Origin of the sequence: Beduini sp. (assembly GCF_047239305.1) — a bacterium.
Lineage (GTDB): Bacteria > Bacillota_I > Bacilli_A > Erysipelotrichales > Coprobacillaceae > Beduini.
The window spans coordinates 13,623-36,996 of the sequence record NZ_JBKTEM010000002.1; the positions used below are offsets into that span (position 1 = coordinate 13,623).

Below are 23,374 nucleotides of genomic sequence, written 5' to 3' on the forward strand. Positions count from 1 at the left end.
AATACCTTGTAAGAAATTCTTACGAGGTATTTTTTGTTTTGCAATAATTTAAAAAATGATATAATTTATTTATATTAATGTTTCACGTGAAACATTAGGGTAGGAAACCAATGGGAAAATGGAATTTATATGATCAGAATGGAAATAAATTAAATGAAATAGGAATAAGAGGTCTGCCTTTACAAGAAGAAAAATATCATTTAGTGGTAGAAATATGGACAATTAATGATAAAAATGAAATTTTGATTACACAGCGAGATAAGGATAAACCATTTGGTTTATTGTGGAAATGCACAGGAGGATCAATGAGTGCGGGTGATTCCAGCATTGAAGGAGCTGTTCGAAAATTATATGAAGAAACTGGATTAAAAGCGAATAAAAATGATCTTGAAAAGGTAGGTCGGACTTTTATGGATCAGTCTATTTATGATATATACGTATACCGCTATAACTTTGATCTTGCTGATGTGTGTTTGCAAGAGGGGGAGATTGTTGCTGTCCAATAAGTAACAAAAGAAGAATTCCTAAAATTAGTTAGTCAAGATCAATTTGTCTTAAAAGCATGGAAACGTGTAAAGAAAACGAAACTATTTGAATAGTAATGTTTCACGTGAAACATTTGGAGGAAACAATGGAACAAATCGATATTTATAATCAGTATGAAAATAGAACAGGAAAGATATGTGATCGTGGCATTAAAATGCTTGATGGAGAATATCAATTAATAGTGACTATATGGACAGTAAATTATAACAAAAAGTTATTGATTACCCAGCGTGATCCAAATAAAGATTTTTATGGTTCATATTGGGAATGTACCGGAGGTGCAGTAATTGCTGGAGAAAATCAGTTGGAAGCTGCAAAAAGAGAATTGCAGGAAGAAACAGGAATAGAAGCAGATATATCACAGTTTCAATTATTTGATAAAAGGTTTATTGGGAATAATATATATTATTCTTATATTTTACATTATAATTTTTGTTTAAATGACATTCTATTACAAAAAGGAGAAACCGTATCGGCAGCACAAGTTGACTTAAACGAACTGGAAGATATGTATAATTATAATCAATTTATCCCTGTTCTTTGGTCTTTATTTAATCAAGAGACAAAAGAATATATCTTTAAATAAATTTAAAATGAAAGTATAAAGAAGGGTTGTTTTGTAAAAAATATTATAGTATAATACAAATAAATCGAAGATTAGGATAAGTATATGAAGAAATCATTTAAAGAGAGCTATTGGTCGGTGCAAAATAGTAATGATCTTTATAGAAATCAACCTAGGAGTGGGATGATGAATTAAGTAATCATTTCCGGTATTAGCCGTTATCTAATGAAAGGTAAGCATTGCTTACGAAATAGGGTGGCACCACGATGTATTCGTCCCTTGATGAGGTGTTTTTTATTTTATATAAGGAGGATTTATTTATGATAGATATAGCGATTTTAAGAGCAGAACCTGAACGTGTGAAAGAAAACATGAAAAAGAAGTTTCAAGATCACAAACTGCATATTGTAGATGAAGCTTTACAATTAGATATTGATTATCGTGCCGCTTTAACGAGAGCCAGTGAAATTAGGAGCCAAAGAAATGCTTTAAGCAAGGAAATTGGACAGTTCATGAGAAACGGTGAAAAAGATAAAGCTGAAGAAAATAAGAAAAAAGTAAATGAAATGGCAGATGAACTTTCACAGTTGGAAGTGAAAGAAGATGAATTAAGCAAAAAATTGAAAGAATTGATGATGCAGATTCCTAACTTTATTGATGATACTGTTCCTATTGGAAAAGACGATAGTGAAAATGTTGAAATTGAAAAATTTGGAGAACCAGCATTGAAACCATTTGATGTTCCATATCATACAGAAATTATGGAAGCATTAGATGGAATTGATATGGATAGTGCCGGAAAGGTTGCCGGAAATGGATTCTATTATTTAATGGGAGATGTAGCACGTTTACATTCAGCAATATTATCTTATGCGAGAGATTTTATGATTGATAGAGGATTTACTTATGTAATCCCACCATATATGATTAGAAGCAATGTAGTCACTGGAGTTATGAGCTTCAATGAAATGGATGAGATGATGTATAAGATTGAAGGAGAAGATCTGTATTTAATTGGTACAAGTGAACATTCAATGATTGGTAAATTTATTGATACCATTCTTGATGAAAATAAGCTTCCTTATACGTACACATCATATTCTCCATGTTTTAGAAAAGAAAAAGGAGCTCATGGTATAGAAGAAAGAGGAATCTATCGTATACATCAATTTGAAAAACAAGAAATGATTGTCGTATGTCATCCAGATGAAAGCAAAATGTGGTTCGAAAAATTATATCAGAACACAGTTGATTTCTTTAGATCCCTTGATGTCCCTGTAAGAACGTTAGAATGCTGTTCAGGAGATTTAGCGGATTTAAAATGTAAAAGTATTGATGTTGAAGCATGGTCACCAAGACAGCAGAAATATTTTGAAGTTGGCAGCTGTTCAAATTTAACAGATGCCCAAGCAAGAAGATTAGGAATTCGTGTTAATGGCAAAGAGGGAAAATATTTTGCTCATACGTTGAACAATACAGTAGTAGCTCCACCTCGTATGTTAATTGCATTCTTAGAAAATAATTTGAATGAAGATGGAAGTATTAATATTCCAAAAGCATTACAGCCATATATGGGTGGCGAAGAAAAGATAACGAAGAAGTAGGAGATCCTGCTTCTTTTTGTTTCACGTGAAACATTTTAATAGTATTCTTAAAAGGAGTAATATATATTGACGGAAGATAAATTCAATGATATAATAATTTATGCCATTACAATAGAAATATTCGAACCATGTCAGGACCGGAAGGTAGCAGCATTAAGAATCCCTATCTATGTGTAGTGGCTTTTAAATTATAAAGAGGAAAGAATTATGAATATAGATCAAGTCTATATGAGCGAAGCTCTGGAAAAAGCAAAAATTGCATATAAAAAAGATGAGGTGCCGGTAGGAGCAATTATCGTTAAAAACGGAAAAATAATTGCTTCAGCATATAATTTAAAAGAAAGTCATCATGATGCCACAGCACATGCCGAAATATTAGCTATCCAGCAAGCATGTCAGGTTTTAAATTCACCTTATTTATTAGATTGTGATATGTATGTCACTTTTGAACCTTGTATGATGTGTACAGGGGCGATTATCAATGCCAGATTAAGAAAAGTAGTTTATGGGGCGGCAGATCATCGCTTTATTAGTCTTGAATCTATTTTATTACAATATAGAAAAACAGAAATTAATCATACCCCCATATTTTATGGCGGTATATTAGAAAATCAATGTTCTCAAATCATGACAGATTATTTCAAGAAAAAAAGAAAATAATATATAAAAATTAAAAGATATTGTATAATACAAACAAGGGGGTGCGTCTATGGCATATAAAGCTTTATATCGTTCTTATAGACCACAAAATTTTGAAGAATTAGCTGGGCAGCAACACATTGTAAAGACATTGAAAAATGCAGTGAAACAAAATAAAATTGCTCATGCTTATCTTTTCTGTGGACCACGCGGAACGGGGAAAACAACCGTTGCAAAAATATTAGCAAAAGCAATTAATTGTACTTGTGAAAATAAAGAAAACATCCCTTGTGATGAATGTGATAACTGTATTTCAATCATGAACGGAACTCATCCGGATATTGTGGAAATTGATGCAGCAAGCAACAATGGAGTAGATGAAGTTCGTGATCTTATTGAAAAAGTAAAATATGCACCTATCGAAGGAAAGTATAAAGTTTATATCATTGATGAAGTTCACATGATGTCTACAGGGGCATTCAATGCTTTATTAAAAACTTTGGAGGAACCGCCGGCACATGTTGTATTTGTCTTGGCAACGACCGAGCCACATAAAATCTTACCGACAATTATTTCACGCTGTCAGCGATTTGATTTTAGTAAGATCAATGACCAGTCGATCGTAGAAAGATTAGAAACCGTCTTGGAAGGTGAAAATATTCAATGTGAAAGAGAAGCATTAGAATTAGTCGCTTCTTTGGCAGATGGTGGGATGCGTGACGCATTGAGCATCTTAGAACAATGTCTTGCTTATTCAAGTCATTTAACTGTAAAAGATATTAATGAAATTTATGGGATTGTTTCCTCCGCTCAAAAATTATCTTTTCTAAAATCACTGATGAATAAAGATATCCCTGTGATACTAAAACGTATTGAAGAAATGTTTCAAACAGGAATTGATGTAAAACGATTAACGACAGATTTAATTGATATTTTAAAAGATATAATTATTTATAAAAACACACAGAATGCAGACTGTCTTTTTGTTTTAAAACAGGAAGAAATTGATAGAATTGTTCCTTATATTACAGCAGAAGAAACCTTTACATATATTGATATTTTAATTCAAGCTGATCAGCAGTATAAATTTGCTTCCAACGCTAAATTATATTTTGAATTAGCGATGCTGAAGATTGCAAACAAGGTGACTGAAGAAAATAAAATCATAGTTGAAACTGTTCAGCAAGAAGTAATAAAATCACCAAATATCGAAAAAACATCAGAAACAAAAAAAATACCAACTATTGAAAAGACAGAAGAAGTAAAAGCTGAACCTATCGATTTGAATATTGAAAATGAAGTAGTAGAAGAACCTATAGTTGAAATTGATGAACTAATTCAAGAAGAAACACCGATGTTTAACGAAGCACCAATAAAATTTGAAAAAATAGAAGATATTGATTCTTTAATAAATGAGGAACCGGTCTTAAAAAATGAGACTGCGAAACCTATTGAACAAACACTTTCGTTTAAAGAAGAAATAAATACAAATAATGTAGAAGTTGATTTTAATGATATTTTAAATATCTTAGTACAAGCCAATAAAAAGGTGCTGATGGATATACAGGAAAAGTGGAATGTGATTCAACGCTATAAGTTTAATTTAAATACAGCGAAACTGGCTTCTATGTTATGTGATGGGCAGCCTGTTGCTGCCAGCAGCAATGGTTTAGTGATTGCTTTTGAATTTCAGCCGATGGTCAATCAAATTAACAACGGTAATTATTATTTAGAATTAAAACAATTCTTATTGGAAATATTAGGCTTGGAACTAGAGTTTATTGCAGTATTAAAAGAAGAATGGCCTGTGATGCGAAATCGATTTATCGAATTAAAGCGAAATCAGCAGCTGCCGGAACCAAAACCGATTCAACTGAGTCATATCCATATTGTTGAAAAGAAAGAAGAAGAGAAAACATTAAGCGAAGCTGAAGCATTTGGTGTTAAGCTGTTTGGTGATTTAGTCGAAATAAAAGGAGAATAAAATATGAACTTTAATCAATTAATGAAACAAGCACAAGTGATGCAGAAAAAATTAGATAAAATTAAAAAAGAGTATGATGAAAAAGAAGTAGAGTTTCAAAGTGCAGATGGAGCAATCAAAGGTGTGATTGATGGTAATCTTAAAATTACATCTTTAACTATTGATGAGGAATTGTTAGATAAAGATGGTAAAGAAGTATTAGAAGATCTCTTAATGATTACAATCAATGAAACTGTAAAAAAAGTGCGTGATGAAAGAGAAAAGGCAATTGACGCTGCAACTGGCGGAGCCAATATGTCAGGATTATTTTAATGCTTCAATATCCAGAAAGTTTTCAGCAATTGATCGACTGCTTTAAGCAGCTTCCGGGAATTGGAAATAAAAATGCTGAAAGGCTTGCTTACCATGTTTTATCAATGAAAGAGAATGATACAGAACATTTCGCCAAAGCACTTACGGCAGTAAAGGAAAATATTCATTACTGCAAACAGTGCGGGAATATCTGTGAAGATGATTTGTGTGAGATCTGCAAAGATCAAGCTCGTGATACTTCAATGATTTGCGTTGTCGAAACACCTAAAGACATATATGCGATGGAAAAAATGAAAGAGTACAAGGGTCTTTATCATGTTTTGCATGGTGTTGTTTCCATCATGGATGGTGTTATGATCGAAGATCTTAATATTATAAGCTTACTAAATCGCTTAGAAAATGTACAGGAAGTAATCATTGCCACGAATCCTACGCGTAATGGGGAAACGACAGCCTTATACTTATCTAAACTATTAAGTAATAAAAATGTTAATGTAACTCGTATTGCTAATGGACTGCCGATTGGAAGTAACTTAGATTATGCAGATGAACTGACCTTACTAAAATCATTTGAAGGAAGAAGAAAAATTTAGTCTTAATAAAATAAATACCTCATATGAATGAATATGGGGTGTTTTTTATGCTTAAAAATGTAAATAAATATATTATTCGTTTTATCCTTTCAACTGTCTTAATTATGCTATTTAATTCTATTGCAATGAAATATAACTTTAGCTTACCTTTAAATATCTTTAATGTAGCCATGATTACTGTTTTGGGAATCCCTGGGTTTATTGTCGCTATAATTATTAAAACTTTCCTTTAAAAAGAATGAGAAATTCGCTATAATATAGTAAAATAGAAAGGGTGTGTATTTTGTGGCAGGATTATTTATAACGTTTGAAGGACCGGATGGAAGTGGAAAGACAACCATCGCAGCCTTAGTCGCAGAAGCATTAAAGAATAAAGGGATCGATGTTGTTTTAACGAGAGAACCGGGAGGCATAGAAATTGCTGAACAGATTCGTAAGATTATATTGGATCCCAAAAATACTGCCATGGATGAAAGAACAGAAGCTTTATTATATGCTGCAGCAAGACGTCAGCATCTTATTGAAAAGGTACTGCCGGCTTTAAAAGAAAATAAAATTGTGATTTGTGATCGTTTTGTTGACAGCTCCCTTGTTTATCAGGGAGTAGGGAGAGGCATTGGCATTGATAAAGTTTATGAAATGAATCTGTTTGCCATTGAAGGAATCATGCCTGATTTTACTATCTTTTTTGATATTGATCCAAAATTGGGATTAGAAAGAACCAAGAAAGATGATAAGAGAACATTAGATCGCTTAGATTTGGAAGATCTTACTTTTCATCAGAAAGTTTATGATGGATATATGGAAGTAGTAGAACGCTTTAAAGAGCGTATTATTTGTATTGATGCTTCAAAATCTATTGAAGAAGTCAAAAACAATGTTATGGATTTAATTGAGGATCATTTAAAATGAAAACAATTGAGCAAATAAAATTAGAACAGCCAATCTTCTATCAAACAATTTATAATGAATTTAAACAAAATAAACGTAATCATGCTTATTTGATTGAAGGACATGATGCTTATCAGTATGCTGAATTTTTAGTTAAATCACTCTTGTGTCAAGACGAATTATTATGTTGTAATCAATGTCGTATTTGTCAGCAGGTAAGTGAAAACAGCTATATTGATATGATTCATTATAATGGTAAAGAAGAACCGATTAAAAAAGGTGCCATAGAAGCGATTCAAAGCAAGTTGCTGAAAACGTCTGTAGAAGGACATGGAAAGATTTATGTTATCGAATCTATTGAAAACTCTACACCAGAAGCAATCAACAGCCTTTTAAAAATATTAGAAGAACCGGTAGAAGGCATTTATGCTGTTTTTACATGTGAAAATATTAATCGTGTATTGCCGACGATTGTTTCACGCTGTCAGATCTTTCGATTAAAACCATTAAACATGGGGTTAATGAAAGATAATCTTATAGAACAGGGAACAACAGAAGAAAAGGCGAATATACTCACGCATATTAGTTCTTCATCTGTACAAATGTTAGAACTGTCTAAAAATGATTCTTTTAATGATTTAATCATTGAAGCTTTAAACTTTATTGAAGATTATTATTTTAAAAAAGAGAATTTAGCGTTGAACGTTCAGACAAATCTTTTGAAAAAATTTAAAGATCGTGATAGTATAGCTTTGTTTTTAGATTTAATTGTTTTAGGTTTTAAAGATGTTTTAAATAAAAATAATCATATCGATCAAATTTTTTGTGATCATGATTTTATCTTAAACTGTCAGGATGAAGATGAAGCATTGATAGAAAAAATTGAAAATATATTAACGATTAAAAATGATTTAAGCTATAATGCGAATATTGCTTTGATCATTGATCGTTTAGTCTATAGTATTTAAAAGGAGGATCCTATGGAAGAAAAAAAAATAGTTGGAGTCCGCTTTAAAAGTGTAGGAAAGGTTTATTATTTTTCTACGCATGTCCCATTAAAAAAATTAGATGCTGTTATTGTGGAAACAGCTCGTGGTTTAGAACTTGGGGAAGTGGTAACGGATATGAAAGAATTATCTGAATTTAATTTAGATATGGAATTAAAACCGATCATCCGTATTGCGACAAAAGAAGATCTTGAAAAAGAAAAAGTAAATGAAGTAAATGCCTTAGATGCTTTGGCAGTCTGCAAGAAGGTCGTTAAAAAGCATAAACTAGATATGAATCTGATTCACTGTGAGTATACTCATGATGCATCAAAGGTTATTTTTATGTATACCTCAGAAGAACGTGTAGACTTTAGGGAATTATTAAAGGAATTAGCGAGCATTTTTAGATGTCGTATTGAATTAAGACAGATTGGTCCTCGTGATAAAGCTAAACTGGTGGGGGGACTGGGAACTTGCGGTTTACCATTATGCTGTTCTTCTTTCCTCGGCGAATTTGATGGAGTGTCTATCAATATGGCAAAAAATCAGATGTTGGCAATCAATATCGAAAAAATATCAGGAGCCTGCGGACGTTTGATGTGCTGTTTAAAATATGAAGATGAAGCATACAGCGAAGCAAAAAAGCATTTTCCTAAAATTGGCAGTCGCGTTATTTATAATGATCATACATATAAAGTATTAGGAATTAACATTTTGAATAAGCAAATAAAAATTGAAGATAACGGCAATATTCTGTTTGTTGATTTAAGTGAAATTAAACAGGTAAAGCCAAAACAATAATATGATGGAAGAAAATGAAGTATTAAATTATTTATTGGCTCATGAACAGTTCAAAATTATCCAAAGAAAGGACATGTTTAACTTTTCTTTGGATACTGTTTTATTAGCCAATTTTTGTACAATCAATAAAAATTGCCGTCATATCATTGATTTTGGTACCAATAATGCTGCTATTCCATTGTTTCTATCTTTAAGAACAGACTGTCCGATTACCGCAGTTGAAATTCAAGAGGAAGCCTGTTTGCTTGCAGAAAAAAATATTGAGCTTAATAACTTAACAGAGCAAGTCAAGATTGTTCATTCTGATATTAAAGAGTATTGTCAAAAAGATGTCGGAGCTGATTTGGTGGTCTGCAATCCTCCGTTTTTTAAATTGGGAGAAAGAAGTAATTTAAATGAAAGCGAGTATTTAAAGATTGCCCGTCATGAAATTATGATTACTTTGGAAGAAATTGTTCAAAATGCCAGTCGTATCTTGAATCAAAAAGGTCGATTTGCGATTGTTCATCGTCCGGATCGACTGATTGAAATTATTACATTAATGAAAAAATATGACCTTGAACCAAAAAGAATGCAGCTAGTCTATCCAAAAGTAGGAAAAGAATGCAATACGGTATTAGTTGAAGCAATATATAAAGGAAATACAGGATTAAAAATCCTTCCGCCTATTTATGCCCATGAAGAAAATGGAGATTATACGAAAGAAATAAGAAAAATATTTGGAGAAAAGTTCGATGATTAGACAAAAAAGTTTTGAAAATGAAAAATCAACTTTATATTTAGTAGCGACGCCAATTGGTAATTTAGATGAGATGACCTATCGTGCCGTTAATATTTTAAATGAAGTCGATTATATTGCTGCAGAAGATACACGTAATACGATTAAGTTGCTGAATCACTTCAACATTAAGAAAAAACTGATCTCTCATCATGAACACAACATTGAAGCTTCTTCATATAAAATATTGGAATTACTGGAAGATGCCAATATTGCCTTAGTCAGTGATGCTGGCTATCCGGCAATCTCTGATCCTGGTTATGAATTAGTCATGAAAGTGATTGAAAAAGGCTATAATGTCGTTTCTGTCAGTGGAGCTAATGCCTGTCTTAATGCTTTGGTAGTTTCCGGTATCTGTCCTCAGCCCTTCTTATTTTATGGTTTTTTAAATCATAGCGATAAAACTAAAAAGAAGGAATTAACTTCATTAAAGGATTATCGTGAAACCATTGTTTTTTATGAATCCCCTCACCGTATAAATAAAACATTAACACTGATGCTTGAATATTTAGGAGATCGTCCTATCGCGCTATGTCGTGAACTTACAAAGAGACATGAGGAAATTATCCGTGGAAAGATCAGTGAAGTATTAGAAGTATGTGATAGTCTTAAAGGTGAAATGGTAATTGTTGTAGAGGGCAGTAAAGAAATTATTGAACAAACTTTTGATTTAGATATTAATGAACAAATAGAGGTTTATATGAATGAAGGATTAACCTCTAAGGAAGCAATCAAGAAAGTAGCAAAAGAAAGAAATCTTTCTAAAAATGAAGTTTATAAATCATATCATATAGATTAAAAGGCAGATGCCTTTTTTCTTTATTTAAAGATTAAACTATGTTAGAGTAATAAAGAAATTTCACATTTATCTCCAATTTAAAATTAGGAGAAATTAAATGATTAATATTATGATCTTGTGCAGCAATAATGATCTTGCTGAAACGATAAAAAAAGAAATAAGAAAATGTATTTATCGCAACCTTTATATTCACCATGAATGGAAACAAGAAAGAATACAAAAAGAACGAATGAAATACTTATTTTTGGTTGTAGATATCGATGAATACGGGAGTATTCCTGATCAGTTTAAGAGTCAGGAAAAATGGCGGAATACCTATTATATTTATATTTCACAAAATCTTAATTCTTGTTATAAGGCGATAGGCTATAATGTTTTGGGATATTTAACGTATGATCAACTAGATTCCTTTAACCAACAGTTTAAAACATATCTGGCGATGGTCATGCAGACGTTTGGGTGCTATTTTAAAACAGAGGACGGAATAGAATCTTATCGGTATAATGAGATTTTATACTTTGAAATGAAAAATCGTCATTTGATGATGCAGACAATCTATGGACAAGAATATTTGATTAACTATCGGTTGACCGATATTTTAAAAATAATGGATTATCGATTTTTACGTATTAACCGATCGGTTATTTTAAACTTAGATTATGTCAATAAAATAACTTATGACCATATTGCAGAACTGACTTTTAAGAAAATAAAAAGAAGATTTAAAATCTCTAACCATCTTAATTTAGACAAAAAAACAGGCACTTTAAACAAATTGAAACAAAGATAGAAACAATTTGATTATGATAGATATGTAAGCAAATCCTAAACTCATAACTATTCTAGAGGGGAGGAAAAAGACCATGAAGATGATGTGGTCTCAAAAGTTAGATCCAAAAATCTAACGATTAGAGGTCAATACATAATCATGGTCTTTTATCATATAATCGTTTTTGTACTTCATTAAAGTGAATCCCTACATCACTTGGCTGATGAGCATCACTGCATGGTATAATGTCCACTTGATGTTCTTTTAGGATTTCCAGCAACTCATCACTAAGCCCTAAATCATGATGATGATAACGATAATAACAGCCAACATTACATTCTGTCTTCATATCCTGCTTTTTAAGCATTTCAGCAATATGATGATATGTCTTTGTTAAATCATAACTTGGGTATAAATTATATTTTTTAATCGTGTCCATATGTGCCAGCTGACTAAATAATCCTGAACAAATTAAATGCTCCGTATCTTTATAGTAGGTCCGATAGATATCATCTACATCTTTAACATCCCATAATATTGCTTGGGAAATATTGTCGAGATCATAAGCAATGTCATAGACATAGTGAATACTGCCAATGACAAAATCATAGGGGAATAAAGCCAGCTGTTCTTTTATAAAATCTTCTTTATCTTTAAAGTAGCAGACCTCTAACCCAAAGTTCAACTTTACCGGCAGATCCATTGCTTTAACTTTGGCAATGAATTTAAAATAATCTTGAATAGAGATCGTATTTTTATTATCCAGCCATTCCTTCATTTTAGGATGCGCATTTCGTGCAGAATCGTATAATTCTTTCCATTCGATAAAGCGATGCGTATGTTCTAAAAGGTTAATTTCATCAATTCCTCTTGCTTGTGCCTGCTTTACATATTCCATAATATACTCTATCGTATATGGACTTTTCTCTATATGAACATGTCCGTCAATCATTTTCATTTCCTCCCTTGTTTTTCATTTTAAACTTAATTTAATGAATTGCAAGTGTATAAATAAAAGCATAAATTTAGAAATATAGGGCATATTATCAATAAAGTAAGAATATATTGACAAAATCAAAATGAGTTGTTATTGTAATAGTATATGCAGAGAATGGAAGAGTAGTGATCACTAGTTGATAGAGAGTCGGAAATGGTGGAACCCGATAATGATGTGTGAATGAAGATGGTCCAGGAGCATTGATTTTGAATAATTAGAAATCACGTCTTCCGCGTTAAGGATTCAAGAGCGTATAGTCATATACGAAAAAAGGTGGTACCGCGATTATTTCGTCCTTTGTTAAGGGCGTTTTTTTATTTATTAAAGGAGGAATTATTATGTGTCAAAAAACAGATAAAGATTATTATATTACAACGGCCATTGCTTATACTTCCGGAAAACCGCATATTGGGAATACATATGAAATTATTTTAGCTGATGCGATTGCCCGTTTTAAAAGAGAAGAAGGCTATAATGTTCGTTTTCAAACAGGAACGGATGAACATGGACAAAAGATTGAACTGAAAGCAGAAGCAGCAGGAATTGATCCTAAGCAATTTGTTGATGGTATTGCCGGGGAAATAAAACGTATTTGGGACTTGATGGATACATCTTATGATCGCTTTATGAGAACAACAGATGAATACCATGAACAGCAGGTACAAAAGATATTTACCAAGCTCTATGAACAAGGGGATATTTATTTAAGTGAATACGAAGGATTATACTGTACAGACTGTGAAGCTTTCTTTACTGAAAGCCAGTTAGTTGACGGTATGTGTCCGGACTGTGGAAGACCGGTAAAGCCTGCAAAAGAAGAAGCTTATTTCTTTAAGTTATCAAAATATGCAGATCGCTTAATCGAACATATCAATACACATCCTGAATTCATTCAGCCGGTATCAAGAAAGAATGAAATGATGAATAACTTCTTATTACCGGGATTACAGGATCTTTGTGTGAGCCGTACAACATTTAAATGGTCTATTCAAGTGCCGTTTAATCCAAAGCATGTCGTATATGTATGGATTGATGCTTTAACGAATTATATTACTGGTTTAGGATATGATGTTGATGGAAATCATGGAGAATTATTTAAAAAATTCTGGCCGGCAGATTTACATTTAATCGGAAAAGATATTATTCGTTTTCATACAATTTATTGGCCAATTATGTTAATGGCATTAGATTTACCATTACCTAAACAAGTATTCGGTCATCCTTGGCTGCTGCAAGGTGGCGGGAAGATGTCAAAATCAAAAGGAAATGTGATCTATGCAGATGATCTAGTAGATTTATTTGGCGTAGATGCTGTACGTTATTTTGTTCTTCATGAAATCCCATTTGATAATGATGGAAATATTACTTGGGATTTACTGATTGAAAGAGTAAACTCTGATCTAGCTAACGTATTAGGAAATTTAGTCAATCGTACGATTGCAATGTCAAATAAATACTTTGATGGAATAGTAGAAAATAAAGGAATCAATGAGCCTGTCGATCAGGAGTTAATTCAGGTTGCTTTAGAAACAAAAGAAAAAGTTGTTTCGAAGATGGATGAACTAAGAGTAGCAGATGCTATTGATGAAATCTTTAAATTGTTAAGAAGAACGAATAAATACATTGATGAAACAATGCCTTGGGCATTAGCTAAAGATGAAAGTCAGAAAGATCGTTTAGCGACAGTATTATATAATCTATGTGAAAGCATTCGTTTCAGTGCAGTATGCTTAAAAGCATTTCTGCCTTCAACCGCCAAAAAGATTTTAGAACAGTTGAATACACAAGTAGACTCTTTAGAATCGTTAAATCAATTTGGTCAGTATGCAAGCGGAACAAAAGTAACCGCACATCCGGAAATGCTGTTTGCACGTATTGATGCTAAAGAAATTGAAAAGAAAATAGAAGCTTTAACACCAAAAACAGTTGAGGTAAAAGAATTAAAGAAAGATGAAGTTCCTCAAATCACAATTGATGATTTCAATAAGATTGAATTAACAGTAGGAACTGTTGAAGCATGTGAAAAACATCCAAGTGCAGACCGCTTGTTAGTGTCACAAATTAATATTGGGAAAGAAACACGTCAGATTGTCAGCGGTATTGCTCAGTTCTTTACACCGGAACAAATGGTTGGAAAAAAAGTAATCGTTGTCAGCAATCTAAAACCGGCTAAATTAAGAGGGGTTGAATCTCAGGGAATGATTTTGGCAGGATCAACTTCTGATGAATTGGATTTAGTTACATTAGTGAAAGATCTGCCTAACGGAACAAGAATTAAATAATGGGTAAGTGTTTACAGAAAGCTGTAAGCACTTTTTTATAAAGGAGAGTTATTATGTTAAACAATTTTTTAGGACATTTTAAAACCATTACAATACATAAATTCAAGGTTATGGCATTATGTTTTCGCTGTGGCTTATATAAACAAGGCTTGCTGCATGATTTGTCTAAATACTCTTTAACCGAATTTATTCCCGGAGTTCGCTTTTATCAAGGTTATCGTTCACCGATCAGCCGTGAAAAAGAAGTAATCGGATATTCAAGAGGATGGCTTCATCATAAAGGCAGAAATAAACATCATTTTGAATACTGGATTGATTCCATTCAAGGAGAATTTCAAGGCGTAGAAATGGAAATTCCTTATGTGATAGAAATGTTCTGTGATCGGGTTGTAGCTAGTCAGGTATATGCAAAAGAAAATTATCATGATGGCTATCCTTTAGAATACTTTCTAAATAATAAAGCCGGTTATTATTTAATGCATCCCAATACAATGCAATTAATTGAATCGCTTTTTGTACGATTAAAAGAAAAAGGACTGGATCAAACGATTGACTATATTCGAAAAGAAATATTAAGAAATAAATGATAATCAAATGAGTCAGTTCCGTCGCCGCAAGATTGGCTTTATATTTCAATTCTATAATCTTATCCCCAATTTAAATGTAGAAGAGAATATTATGCTGCCATTATTATTAGATGGAAAGAAAATGAAAGACTACAAACAGCAATTAAATCATATTTTAGAAGTAGTGGGACTCACCAAAAGACGTAAGCATACACCTCGTGAATTATCCGGAGGACAGCAGCAGCGAGTAGCGATTGCCCAAGCTCTAATTAGACAGCCGGAAATCTTGTTTGCCGATGAACCAACAGGAAATCCGGATAGCAAAACAGGAGACGATACCATGAAATTATTACAAAAAATAAATAAAATGAATCATCAAACTATTATTATGGTGACACATTCAAAAGAAGCTGCTCAGTATACTGATTGCACCATTATTGTGAAAGATAGACAAATAATTAATATAATAAAATAATAAAAATAATTATATTGAATAATATTAATAATGTGATACAATTTAAGTAAGGGGTACCACGGGAGGCGATTATATGTTTAAATTTTCTTTGAAGGTAATGTCAAAGGAAAAACGAAAATACTTCTCTTTCGCAATAACGATGCTCATTTTGACAACAGTTGAATTTATCTTTTTTGAGTTGGTAAATCATCAGCTGATCACCAGAATGCCGGCAACCGAAAGAATAAGTATGAGTATTTTATCCTTGATGATCATCACATTCAGTTTTTTTATTACGTTCTATGTCAATTCACAGTATATTGACTATAAGCGAAAAGAATTAGGATTGTTGTATTTATGTGGAAGAAACTTATTAGATATCAGTAAATACTTATTACTTCAATATTTAGTTATTTTTATAATTGTTATACCGATCGGGTTCATATTGGGTGCATTGATCCTGCCTGTTCTTTATTCCTTCATAGCGCATCAATATGATATAGGAATGAATATCTTTCAGTATAATCTGACAGGGCTTATTGAAACGATGATTTTTGTTTTAACGAAGATCGGATATATTATTATCATTAATATTGGCTTTACTTATCGAAATGAGATTATTGAAATTATTAACCATACAGATAAAAAGAAAAATAAACAGATGATGGATATCGTTAAATATGGTGGCGGAGCATCCATTAAAATGTCTTTTGCTTCTTTTGGAATGATTGGAATGGATCCAAAAGCGAGACAGGAAATCTTAACAAAGTCAATTAATGAAACGATAGAAGAACGTAAATTGAAACAAGAGAGTGAAGCAGGAAAGAAACCACTGCTCATTACATTAGTATCTATCATCGCTTATTTTGTTACTTTAGTATTAATGATTATTAACGATTTCACTAGTGGTAATTTTGCGATGTATTGTTATATCAATAGCTTTGCTTTAGCGATGATCGTATCATTTGCTATTCCTTATTTCATAGGAAAAGCACATGGCGGTTTTATGAATAAGAGCCCGGTAAGATTTGTAGTATTGAATGATCTTCAGCTAATGCTTAAAGATTCATTAGTTCCTCTTGTGATGATTGTTGCTGTATTACCAAGCGTAGTGTCAATCATTAGTTTTTCTTTAGGGGAAAATCTCTACCGAATGGTAGCATTAATCGGTTATGTCGTTTTGGAAATCATTTTAGCGGGATGTTTGTATTTTAAAAATGTTGTCTATATTCATTCAAGAGAAAGTGAATTTAAATCACTGTCTGTGATGGGATATAATCAAGATCTTATTAAAAAGATTATAAATAGAGAAGTTATTTATCATTTTCTGATTGCTTCTGTTTTGCCATTGATCTCAATTGCGGTACAAATTTATAAAAGCTATGTTTTTGGAGGATTATCGACTGTCATAATGATAATTATGATCATTAGCTATATTGTGATCTTCATGGTTGCTTTTGCATTGACTTTAATTGTGTTTAGAAAGGAATATACTGGGAGGGAATCATAATGAAATTTATAAAAGATTATATTTTAGAAGCAGAAAATTTAACCAAAATTTATAATCAGGGAATGTCTGATGAAACGATTGCATTAGATCATATTAATTTAGCGATTGATGAAGAAGACTTTGTGTGTATTATGGGTCCCAGTGGTTCCGGAAAAACAACACTGATCAACTGTTTATCGACATTGGATAAACCTACTTCCGGTAAAGTCTTTATCAATGGAGAAAATGTTTTGGCAATGACCAGCCGTGTTATTTCTGAATACCGTTATGAAAACCTCGGTTATGTATTTCAGTCGAACAATCTGATTGACAGTATGAATGTTTATGATAATATCGCAGCACCTTTAATTTTAGCGAAAGTGGACCCAAATATAATTGATCAAAAAGTCAAAGAAATAGCTGAAAAATTAAATATCTCACATTTATTATCCCATAGTACAGATCATTGTTCAGGTGGAGAAAGACAGCGTATTTCAATTTGCCGTGCTTTGATCACTTCACCAAAACTAATTGTTGCCGATGAACCGACAGGAAATTTGGATAGCAAAAATTCACATGAATTAATGTCTATTTTTAAACAATTGAATGAAGAAGGAAAAACATTGCTGATCGTTACCCATGATCCAATGATTGCCAGTTATTCAAAACGTTTAGTCTATGTACATGATGGTAAAATACAAAAAATACTGGAAAGAAAAAACAAATCACAGCAGGATTATTTTAATGAAATTGTAAATATTAATGCAGGTGATTATATAAAGATGTTCTTTAAGAATAATTAAGTTAAATTGATAAATACTAAAATGGATAGGAAGCTTATCCATTTTTTTGTGTTTACAATACTTAAAAATAATTTATTATAAGTAAAAAATTACGTCTATTCCGAAATAATTTAGATTGTATACAAAATATTTTAACTTTTGAAATTTATGTTAAATTATCGTTAAAATTACTTTAATTTTCGACAGATTAATGCTAACATTTAGATGGATAAAAGAAAAAGGAGGAAATAGTTGATGAAAAAATTATTAGCGTCTTTACTTGCTTTATCGCTAGTATTAACGGGTTGTGGATCAGGTGGTGATTCAAAGAGTGGATATGAAATTGCCTTGATTACAGATGCCGGAAATATTAATGATAAGTCATTTAACCAAAGTGCTTGGGAAGCCGTGGAAAAATTTGCTGATGAAAATAAGCTGACTAAGAAATATTATAAACCAGCAAACTTCGATACAGCAGGGTACAGTGATTCAATTGATGAAGCAGTAGATAACGGAGCAAAAGTTATCGTAACACCTGGATATAAATTTTCAGATGCAATGCAGGAAAAACAATCACAGTATCCGGATGTAAAATTTATTATGATTGATGCAACACCAAGTGGTGACAAAATTGAAAGCAATGTATATGCTGCTTTATACGCTGAACAAGAACCGGGATACTTAGCTGGTTATGCGGCAGTTAAAGATGGGTATACAAAATTAGGTTTCATGGGTGGTATGAAATTACCGGCAGTTATTCGTTTCGGTTATGGATTTATTCAAGGTGCCAGCGATGCTGCGAAAGAAATGAATGTTCAAGTTGAAATTAAATATAACTACACAGGATCATTTAATGAATCACCTGAAATAAAAACATTATCTTCAGCTTGGTATCAAGATGGAACAGAAGTTATCTTCGCTTGCGGTGGATCAATCTGTCTTTCAGTATTCTCAGCTGCTCAGGAAGCAAATGCTAAATCTATCGGAGTTGACTCAGACCAAAAAGATGCATCAGAAACAGTAATTACTTCAGCTATGAAAGGTGTTTACAACACTGTATATGACCAATTAGGAAAAATCTTTGCTGACAATCCTACTTTTGAAGGTGGTAAAGTGGATACTTTAACAGCTGCCGGTGGATATGTTGGATTACCAGATGATTTCTCAAGATTTAAACAATTTACAAAAGCAGATTATGAAGCAATATTTGAAAAAGTTAAATCTGGTGAAGTTAAAATCCTTAATGATGAAGAAGTTGGAACAGATCCAACAACTTTAAATAATGAATTTGTTACAGTGATGGATGTAAGCAAATAATGAAGAATAAAACGAGTTGAGATAAAATCGCTCGTTTTTTCGTGTATAATAATAATGTAAAGGAAGTGATGACATGGAATATGCGATTGAGATGTTGAATATTACCAAAGATTTCCCCGGTATTCGAGCGAATGACAATATCACCTTACAGTTAAAAAAGGGCGAGATTCACGCTTTGCTGGGAGAAAACGGAGCCGGTAAATCTACTTTAATGAGTATTCTTTTCGGCTTATATCAACCAGATCAGGGTGAAATCAAAATTAATGGAAAAGCAGTTAAAATAAGTGATCCAAACGATGCTAACCGCTATGCAATCGGAATGGTTCACCAGCATTTTAAATTAGTACATAATTTTACCGTTTTAGAAAATATTATTTTAGGTGTAGAAGAAACAAGCAAAGGACTGTTAAAGAAAGATAAAGCACGAAAAAAATTGTTGGAACTGTCTAAGCAGTATCATTTAAATGTCGATCCTGATGCGTTAATCAGTGATATCACAGTAGGGATGCAGCAGCGTGTTGAAATCTTAAAAATGCTTTATCGTGAAAATGAAGTATTAATCTTTGATGAACCGACGGCAGTATTAACTCCGCAGGAAATTGAAGAATTAATGCATATCATGAAAAATTTGATCAAAGAAGGAAAATCAATTATTTTCATTACCCATAAATTAAACGAGATTAAAGCGGTAGCCGATCGCTGCACTGTGTTAAGAAAAGGAAAATATATTGATACCGTCAATGTGCAGGCTGTAACAACTGAACAGATGTCAGAAATGATGGTCGGACGTAAGGTAAACTTCGTTGTTGAAAAGGGTGAACAGCATTTAAAAGATGTGATTTTAAATGTAGAGGGATTGACAGTAAAACCAAAACATGCGCATAAAGAATTGGTACATAATGTCAGTTTCAATGTTAAAGGCGGAGAAATCGTCTGTATCGCCGGAATTGACGGCAATGGTCAATCAGAATTAGTCTATGCTCTGTCAGGAATGATGCCAATCCATCAAGGGAAAATTACTTTAAATAATAAAGAGATTACCCATATGGGAATTCGTGAACGTAGTTTAGCGGGAATGGCTCATATTCCTGAAGACCGTCATAAGCATGGATTAATCCTCGATTATACATTGGCACAAAACTTAATTCTTAAAAATTACTTTGATCAAAAGCATCAGCATTTAGGCTTTATTAAGTTTGATGTGATGAATGAAGACGCTAAACGTTTAATCGAAAAGTTTGATATTCGTTCAGGACAGCAGGAAAAATCAATTGTCCGTGGTATGTCCGGGGGAAATCAGCAAAAGGCTATTATTGCCAGAGAAATTGACAGTAATTCAGATTTATTGATTGCTGTTCAGCCAACACGTGGCTTAGATGTTGGGGCAATCGAATATATTCATAAGCAGTTAGTTGAACAACGAAATGCCGGAAAAGCGGTATTGCTTGTGTCATTGGAATTAGATGAAGTGATGAATGTCAGTGATCGTATCTTAGTTATGTACGAAGGTGAGATCGTCGCTGATCTTGATCCGGCAACAACTTCAGAACAAGAATTAGGTCTATATATGGCCGGATCAAAGCGAGGTGCAGGATATGAAAAATAAAGAAGCTTTAAACTCATTTATTTCTTCCATTTTTGCCATCTGTTTAGGTCTGCTGTTTGGTTTGATTATTATCTTTATCGCTAATCCGAATCAAGCTGTTCGTGCATTTTCAATCCTGCTGCAAGGTGGATTTTATCGTGGAATTAAAAGTTTAGGTCTCGTTCTCTATAATTCCACACCGATTATGATGACCGGTCTGTCTGTTGCTTTTGCATTCAAATGTGGACTCTTTAATATCGGAACACCGGGACAATTCATCGTGGGAGCATTTACCGCTGTCTTTATTTCATTGAAATGTACTTTTATTCCTAATTCAATGTTATGGATTGCGGCAGTATTGGGAGCTGGGATTGCCGGTGCGATTTGGGCAGTTATTCCGGGAATCTTAAAAGCATTTAAAAATGTAAACGTCGTTATTTCATGTATTATGATGAACTACATTGGAATGTTAGCTGTCATCGAATTAGTAAAATCAACGATCTACAATGCTGCCGGAGCAGAATCTTACTCTGTTCCTTTAGAAAAAGCATTGCCTAGATTAGGACTAGATAAATTATTTAATGGCGCAAGCGTCAATATTGGCTTTTTTATCGCTGTAGGACTATGTATCTTAGCGTATATAATTTTAAACAAAACGACTTTTGGGTTTGAATTAAAAGCCTGTGGATATAACCCTGACGGAAGCCGCTATGCTGGTATGAGTGAAAAGAAATGTATTATCTTATCGATGGCTATTTCCGGATTCTTTGCCGGAGTAGGCGGAGCGTTGACTTATCTAGCTGGAACCGGGAAAACATTAGCGATTGTAGAAACACTGGCACCGGAAGGATTTAACGGTATTCCGGTTGCCTTATTAGGTTTCAGCAATCCATTGGGTGTTGTTGCCTCGTCATTATTTATCTCATATATCAATGTTGGCGGAAACTACATGCAGTCATGTAATATTGCCGTTGAAATAATTGATATTATCATTGCTTCAATCATTTATTTCAGTTCGTTTGCATTAGTTATCAAACAAATTATGAATAGACGAAGAAGCAGAAAACTAGTAGGAGGTAAAGAATAATGGATATTATCTATTTCTTATTTAGACAAACCTTATTATTTTCGATTCCTCTATTAGTTGTCGCTGTTGGAGGAATGTTCTCTGAACGAAGCGGTGTTGTTAATATCGCTTTGGAAGGGATCATGATTTTTGGTGCTTTCACCAGCATTTTCTTTATTAATATTATGCAGCAAAACGGTGTTCTTTCAGGACAAAGTTTATTGATTATCGCATTGATCATTGCGGCTTTAAGCGGTGGACTCTTCTCCTTACTGCATGCCTTTGCCTCCATCAATATGAAAGCTGATCAGACCATCAGCGGGACAGCATTAAACCTGTTTGCCCCTGCTTTAGGAATCTTTATCGCAAAGATGGTTCAAACGACACAGAACATTCGTTTTGAAAATCAGTTTAGAATCACAGAAGTTCCTATTTTATCAAAAATTCCGGTTATCGGGGATCTCTTGTTTAAACAAGCCTATATTACAACGTATTTAGGGATTGGAATCTTATTCTTAGCTTCTTTCATCTTATATAAGACAAGATTCGGACTAAGATTAAGAGCCAGCGGAGAAAACCCGCAAGCAGTCGATGCGGCTGGAATCAATGTTTATAAAATAAGATATGCCGGTGTCTTTATTTCCGGACTGTTAGCCGGATTAGGTGGATTAATCTATATTATTCCAATCAGTACAGAATATGCAAGCAATGTCAGTGGTTACGGTTTCTTAGCTTTAGCAGTATTGATCTTTGGACAATGGACACCATGGAAAATCGGAGTAGCGGCATTCTTCTTTGGATTTACCAAAACGATTGCCAATGCTTATTCCGGAATCCCATTCTTATTAAGTTTAGGAATTCCTAATATTGTATTTAAATTATTACCTTATGTCGCAACATTATTGCTGCTGACATTTACATCTAAGAATTCAACCGGTCCAAGAGCGGCAGGTGAACCTTACGATAAGGCAAAACGATAAATGAAAAGGGGCGCTATTTTACGCCTCTTTTTAATTTCACAAATAATTTATAAATAATAGGATTAAAGATGGAATGATATAATGCTTTGATATATTCATAAAGGGCATTATCATCAACTTGCTGATCGAATAAATAAAGAAGGGAATAGTCTACACCAAACAAGCGGCAGTTCAATGAACTTTTTGTAAAGCTGTTTCTTAAGTAAAACTGAATACGTCTGTGACGGAGCTGTCTTTCTTCACTATTCTTTGTACTCTCTACACTTTCTACTTCAGCGATGATTAAATTTCCCTGCATTTGTTTTTTCAGTAATTGAAGAAACTGACTGCCATAGCCAAAACTGCGTTTGTTTTCAACAATAGCGAAGTAATCTAATAATAACACCTGCTGAGTTTGGTCACCGGCAAAGAAAGCATAGCCTAATAATTCATCATGGTCATATAAGCCATAGCCTCTATAATGCTGCGAATGATAAAGCTGAAGCATATTCTTTAACGGACGTGTTTCTGCTGCGGGAAAATCCTTGACGATATGATGATGAAAGATAGATTCAATGACTTTCGTCTCTAATAATTGAAGTTCCAT

The 23,374-nt window shown here is 32.9% G+C and carries 25 protein-coding genes, 1 other RNA gene and 2 other annotated features; of the genes, 24 read left to right on the forward strand and 2 right to left on the reverse strand.

Annotation, left to right across the window (positions count from 1 at the left end):
- Nucleotides 1-110: 110 nt before the first annotated feature.
- The 15 genes from ACLRVU_RS03835 to ACLRVU_RS03905 all read left to right on the forward strand — a co-directional run bounded on the left by ACLRVU_RS03835 (nucleotide 111) and on the right by ACLRVU_RS03905 (nucleotide 11,291).
- Entirely contained in the window at nucleotides 111-506 is a 396-nt protein-coding gene (locus ACLRVU_RS03835; RefSeq protein ID WP_412890775.1) for an NUDIX hydrolase, read from the forward strand.
- A 125-nt stretch (nucleotides 507-631) separates the two neighbouring features.
- A complete protein-coding gene (locus ACLRVU_RS03840) occupies nucleotides 632-1,132 on the forward strand; it encodes an NUDIX hydrolase (protein ID WP_412890776.1) in 501 nt (166 codons plus the stop codon).
- A 58-nt stretch (nucleotides 1,133-1,190) separates the two neighbouring features.
- Nucleotides 1,191-1,394: a binding site (T-box leader), on the forward strand.
- A 37-nt stretch (nucleotides 1,395-1,431) separates the two neighbouring features.
- The gene (serS, locus tag ACLRVU_RS03845; protein WP_412890777.1) at nucleotides 1,432-2,715 is read left to right on the forward strand and encodes a serine--tRNA ligase; all 1,284 of its coding nucleotides are present in this window, start codon (nucleotides 1,432-1,434) and stop codon (nucleotides 2,713-2,715) included.
- 95 nt (nucleotides 2,716-2,810) lie between these two features.
- Nucleotides 2,811-2,908: signal recognition particle sRNA small type (gene ffs, locus ACLRVU_RS03850), an RNA gene on the forward strand.
- Nucleotides 2,909-2,922: 14 nt separating this feature from the next.
- Nucleotides 2,923-3,375, forward strand: a complete 453-nt coding sequence (locus ACLRVU_RS03855) for a nucleoside deaminase (protein ID WP_412096594.1) — start codon at nucleotides 2,923-2,925, stop codon at nucleotides 3,373-3,375.
- 49 nt (nucleotides 3,376-3,424) lie between these two features.
- Nucleotides 3,425-5,338: a DNA polymerase III subunit gamma/tau gene (dnaX, locus tag ACLRVU_RS03860; RefSeq protein ID WP_412890778.1), complete on the forward strand. Its 1,914-nt coding sequence runs from the start codon at nucleotides 3,425-3,427 to the stop codon at nucleotides 5,336-5,338.
- A gap of 3 nt (nucleotides 5,339-5,341) precedes the next feature.
- A complete protein-coding gene (locus tag ACLRVU_RS03865) occupies nucleotides 5,342-5,650 on the forward strand; it encodes a YbaB/EbfC family nucleoid-associated protein (RefSeq protein ID WP_147549881.1) in 309 nt (102 codons plus the stop codon).
- Nucleotides 5,650-6,243 carry a recombination mediator RecR gene (recR, locus tag ACLRVU_RS03870; RefSeq protein ID WP_412890779.1) on the forward strand — a complete coding sequence of 198 codons (594 nt, stop codon included), beginning with the start codon at nucleotides 5,650-5,652 and terminating at the stop codon, nucleotides 6,241-6,243. The genes ACLRVU_RS03865 and recR overlap by 1 nt, the downstream gene beginning before the upstream one ends.
- A gap of 47 nt (nucleotides 6,244-6,290) precedes the next feature.
- Nucleotides 6,291-6,476 carry a pro-sigmaK processing inhibitor BofA family protein gene (locus ACLRVU_RS03875; protein WP_041140286.1) on the forward strand — a complete coding sequence of 62 codons (186 nt, stop codon included), beginning with the start codon at nucleotides 6,291-6,293 and terminating at the stop codon, nucleotides 6,474-6,476.
- A gap of 52 nt (nucleotides 6,477-6,528) precedes the next feature.
- Nucleotides 6,529-7,155: a dTMP kinase gene (gene tmk, locus ACLRVU_RS03880; protein ID WP_147549875.1), complete on the forward strand. Its 627-nt coding sequence runs from the start codon at nucleotides 6,529-6,531 to the stop codon at nucleotides 7,153-7,155.
- The gene (locus ACLRVU_RS03885) at nucleotides 7,152-8,102 is read left to right on the forward strand and encodes a hypothetical protein (protein WP_412890780.1); all 951 of its coding nucleotides are present in this window, start codon (nucleotides 7,152-7,154) and stop codon (nucleotides 8,100-8,102) included. The genes tmk and ACLRVU_RS03885 overlap by 4 nt, the downstream gene beginning before the upstream one ends.
- A gap of 12 nt (nucleotides 8,103-8,114) precedes the next feature.
- Nucleotides 8,115-8,924, forward strand: coding sequence for a stage 0 sporulation family protein (locus tag ACLRVU_RS03890; RefSeq protein WP_147549869.1), 810 nt, complete (start codon nucleotides 8,115-8,117; stop codon nucleotides 8,922-8,924).
- 4 nt (nucleotides 8,925-8,928) lie between these two features.
- On the forward strand, nucleotides 8,929-9,666 hold the full coding sequence (locus ACLRVU_RS03895) for a tRNA1(Val) (adenine(37)-N6)-methyltransferase (protein ID WP_147549866.1): 738 nt from the start codon (nucleotides 8,929-8,931) through the stop codon (nucleotides 9,664-9,666).
- Nucleotides 9,659-10,501, forward strand: coding sequence for a 16S rRNA (cytidine(1402)-2'-O)-methyltransferase (gene rsmI / locus ACLRVU_RS03900; protein ID WP_147549863.1), 843 nt, complete (start codon nucleotides 9,659-9,661; stop codon nucleotides 10,499-10,501). The genes ACLRVU_RS03895 and rsmI overlap by 8 nt, the downstream gene beginning before the upstream one ends.
- Before the next feature lie 97 nt (nucleotides 10,502-10,598).
- Complete coding sequence (locus ACLRVU_RS03905) at nucleotides 10,599-11,291, forward strand: LytTR family DNA-binding domain-containing protein (RefSeq protein WP_147549860.1); 693 nt, start codon at nucleotides 10,599-10,601, stop codon at nucleotides 11,289-11,291.
- 136 nt (nucleotides 11,292-11,427) lie between these two features.
- Here the strand turns inward: ACLRVU_RS03905 and ACLRVU_RS03910 are convergent, their stop codons facing one another.
- Nucleotides 11,428-12,222, reverse strand: coding sequence for a PHP domain-containing protein (locus ACLRVU_RS03910; protein ID WP_412890781.1), 795 nt, complete (start codon nucleotides 12,220-12,222; stop codon nucleotides 11,428-11,430).
- A gap of 146 nt (nucleotides 12,223-12,368) precedes the next feature.
- Nucleotides 12,369-12,568, forward strand: a binding site (T-box leader).
- A 37-nt stretch (nucleotides 12,569-12,605) separates the two neighbouring features.
- Here ACLRVU_RS03910 and metG point away from each other — a divergent pair.
- The 9 genes from metG to ACLRVU_RS03955 all read left to right on the forward strand — a co-directional run bounded on the left by metG (nucleotide 12,606) and on the right by ACLRVU_RS03955 (nucleotide 22,788).
- The gene (gene metG / locus ACLRVU_RS03915) at nucleotides 12,606-14,549 is read left to right on the forward strand and encodes a methionine--tRNA ligase (protein WP_147549854.1); all 1,944 of its coding nucleotides are present in this window, start codon (nucleotides 12,606-12,608) and stop codon (nucleotides 14,547-14,549) included.
- Nucleotides 14,550-14,602: 53 nt separating this feature from the next.
- Nucleotides 14,603-15,136 carry a DUF5662 family protein gene (locus tag ACLRVU_RS03920; RefSeq protein ID WP_412890782.1) on the forward strand — a complete coding sequence of 178 codons (534 nt, stop codon included), beginning with the start codon at nucleotides 14,603-14,605 and terminating at the stop codon, nucleotides 15,134-15,136.
- Nucleotides 15,137-15,143: 7 nt separating this feature from the next.
- Nucleotides 15,144-15,590: an ABC transporter ATP-binding protein gene (locus ACLRVU_RS03925; protein ID WP_412890783.1), complete on the forward strand. Its 447-nt coding sequence runs from the start codon at nucleotides 15,144-15,146 to the stop codon at nucleotides 15,588-15,590.
- A gap of 73 nt (nucleotides 15,591-15,663) precedes the next feature.
- Complete coding sequence (locus ACLRVU_RS03930; protein WP_412890784.1) at nucleotides 15,664-17,079, forward strand: FtsX-like permease family protein; 1,416 nt, start codon at nucleotides 15,664-15,666, stop codon at nucleotides 17,077-17,079.
- Complete coding sequence (locus tag ACLRVU_RS03935; protein WP_147549848.1) at nucleotides 17,079-17,861, forward strand: ABC transporter ATP-binding protein; 783 nt, start codon at nucleotides 17,079-17,081, stop codon at nucleotides 17,859-17,861. Before ACLRVU_RS03930 ends, ACLRVU_RS03935 begins: the two co-directional genes overlap by 1 nt.
- Before the next feature lie 234 nt (nucleotides 17,862-18,095).
- Nucleotides 18,096-19,157 carry a BMP family ABC transporter substrate-binding protein gene (locus ACLRVU_RS03940; RefSeq protein ID WP_147549845.1) on the forward strand — a complete coding sequence of 354 codons (1,062 nt, stop codon included), beginning with the start codon at nucleotides 18,096-18,098 and terminating at the stop codon, nucleotides 19,155-19,157.
- A 73-nt stretch (nucleotides 19,158-19,230) separates the two neighbouring features.
- Nucleotides 19,231-20,763: an ABC transporter ATP-binding protein gene (locus ACLRVU_RS03945; RefSeq protein WP_412890785.1), complete on the forward strand. Its 1,533-nt coding sequence runs from the start codon at nucleotides 19,231-19,233 to the stop codon at nucleotides 20,761-20,763.
- Nucleotides 20,753-21,829 carry an ABC transporter permease gene (locus ACLRVU_RS03950; RefSeq protein WP_147549839.1) on the forward strand — a complete coding sequence of 359 codons (1,077 nt, stop codon included), beginning with the start codon at nucleotides 20,753-20,755 and terminating at the stop codon, nucleotides 21,827-21,829. Before ACLRVU_RS03945 ends, ACLRVU_RS03950 begins: the two co-directional genes overlap by 11 nt.
- Entirely contained in the window at nucleotides 21,829-22,788 is a 960-nt protein-coding gene (locus ACLRVU_RS03955; RefSeq protein WP_147549836.1) for an ABC transporter permease, read from the forward strand. Before ACLRVU_RS03950 ends, ACLRVU_RS03955 begins: the two co-directional genes overlap by 1 nt.
- A gap of 13 nt (nucleotides 22,789-22,801) precedes the next feature.
- On the opposite strand, the gene ACLRVU_RS03960 is transcribed toward ACLRVU_RS03955, so the two are convergent.
- On the reverse strand, nucleotides 22,802-23,374 hold the full coding sequence (locus tag ACLRVU_RS03960) for a hypothetical protein (RefSeq protein WP_412890786.1): 573 nt from the start codon (nucleotides 23,372-23,374) through the stop codon (nucleotides 22,802-22,804).

Bases quoted from the DNA above. Each gene is read 5' to 3' on its own strand.
- ACLRVU_RS03895 (WP_147549866.1), top strand. From the start codon at position 8,929: ATGGAAGAAAATGAAGTATTAAATTATTTATTGGCTCATGAACAGTTC.
- ACLRVU_RS03935 (WP_147549848.1), top strand. From the start codon at position 17,079: ATGAAATTTATAAAAGATTATATTTTAGAAGCAGAAAATTTAACCAAA.
- ACLRVU_RS03885 (WP_412890780.1), top strand. From the start codon at position 7,152: ATGAAAACAATTGAGCAAATAAAATTAGAACAGCCAATCTTCTATCAA.
- ACLRVU_RS03835 (WP_412890775.1), top strand. From the start codon at position 111: ATGGGAAAATGGAATTTATATGATCAGAATGGAAATAAATTAAATGAA.
- recR (WP_412890779.1), top strand. From the start codon at position 5,650: ATGCTTCAATATCCAGAAAGTTTTCAGCAATTGATCGACTGCTTTAAG.
- ACLRVU_RS03865 (WP_147549881.1), top strand. From the start codon at position 5,342: ATGAACTTTAATCAATTAATGAAACAAGCACAAGTGATGCAGAAAAAA.
- ACLRVU_RS03920 (WP_412890782.1), top strand. From the start codon at position 14,603: ATGTTAAACAATTTTTTAGGACATTTTAAAACCATTACAATACATAAA.
- ACLRVU_RS03855 (WP_412096594.1), top strand. From the start codon at position 2,923: ATGAATATAGATCAAGTCTATATGAGCGAAGCTCTGGAAAAAGCAAAA.
- ACLRVU_RS03890 (WP_147549869.1), top strand. From the start codon at position 8,115: ATGGAAGAAAAAAAAATAGTTGGAGTCCGCTTTAAAAGTGTAGGAAAG.
- ACLRVU_RS03960 (WP_412890786.1), bottom strand. From the start codon at position 23,374: ATGGAACTTCAATTATTAGAGACGAAAGTCATTGAATCTATCTTTCAT.
- metG (WP_147549854.1), top strand. From the start codon at position 12,606: ATGTGTCAAAAAACAGATAAAGATTATTATATTACAACGGCCATTGCT.
- rsmI (WP_147549863.1), top strand. From the start codon at position 9,659: ATGATTAGACAAAAAAGTTTTGAAAATGAAAAATCAACTTTATATTTA.
- ACLRVU_RS03950 (WP_147549839.1), top strand. From the start codon at position 20,753: ATGAAAAATAAAGAAGCTTTAAACTCATTTATTTCTTCCATTTTTGCC.
- ACLRVU_RS03940 (WP_147549845.1), top strand. From the start codon at position 18,096: ATGAAAAAATTATTAGCGTCTTTACTTGCTTTATCGCTAGTATTAACG.
- serS (WP_412890777.1), top strand. From the start codon at position 1,432: ATGATAGATATAGCGATTTTAAGAGCAGAACCTGAACGTGTGAAAGAA.
- ACLRVU_RS03875 (WP_041140286.1), top strand. From the start codon at position 6,291: ATGCTTAAAAATGTAAATAAATATATTATTCGTTTTATCCTTTCAACT.
- ACLRVU_RS03840 (WP_412890776.1), top strand. From the start codon at position 632: ATGGAACAAATCGATATTTATAATCAGTATGAAAATAGAACAGGAAAG.
- ACLRVU_RS03905 (WP_147549860.1), top strand. From the start codon at position 10,599: ATGATTAATATTATGATCTTGTGCAGCAATAATGATCTTGCTGAAACG.
- ACLRVU_RS03955 (WP_147549836.1), top strand. From the start codon at position 21,829: ATGGATATTATCTATTTCTTATTTAGACAAACCTTATTATTTTCGATT.
- ACLRVU_RS03910 (WP_412890781.1), bottom strand. From the start codon at position 12,222: ATGATTGACGGACATGTTCATATAGAGAAAAGTCCATATACGATAGAG.
- ACLRVU_RS03930 (WP_412890784.1), top strand. From the start codon at position 15,664: ATGTTTAAATTTTCTTTGAAGGTAATGTCAAAGGAAAAACGAAAATAC.
- ACLRVU_RS03945 (WP_412890785.1), top strand. From the start codon at position 19,231: ATGGAATATGCGATTGAGATGTTGAATATTACCAAAGATTTCCCCGGT.
- ACLRVU_RS03925 (WP_412890783.1), top strand. From the start codon at position 15,144: ATGAGTCAGTTCCGTCGCCGCAAGATTGGCTTTATATTTCAATTCTAT.
- dnaX (WP_412890778.1), top strand. From the start codon at position 3,425: ATGGCATATAAAGCTTTATATCGTTCTTATAGACCACAAAATTTTGAA.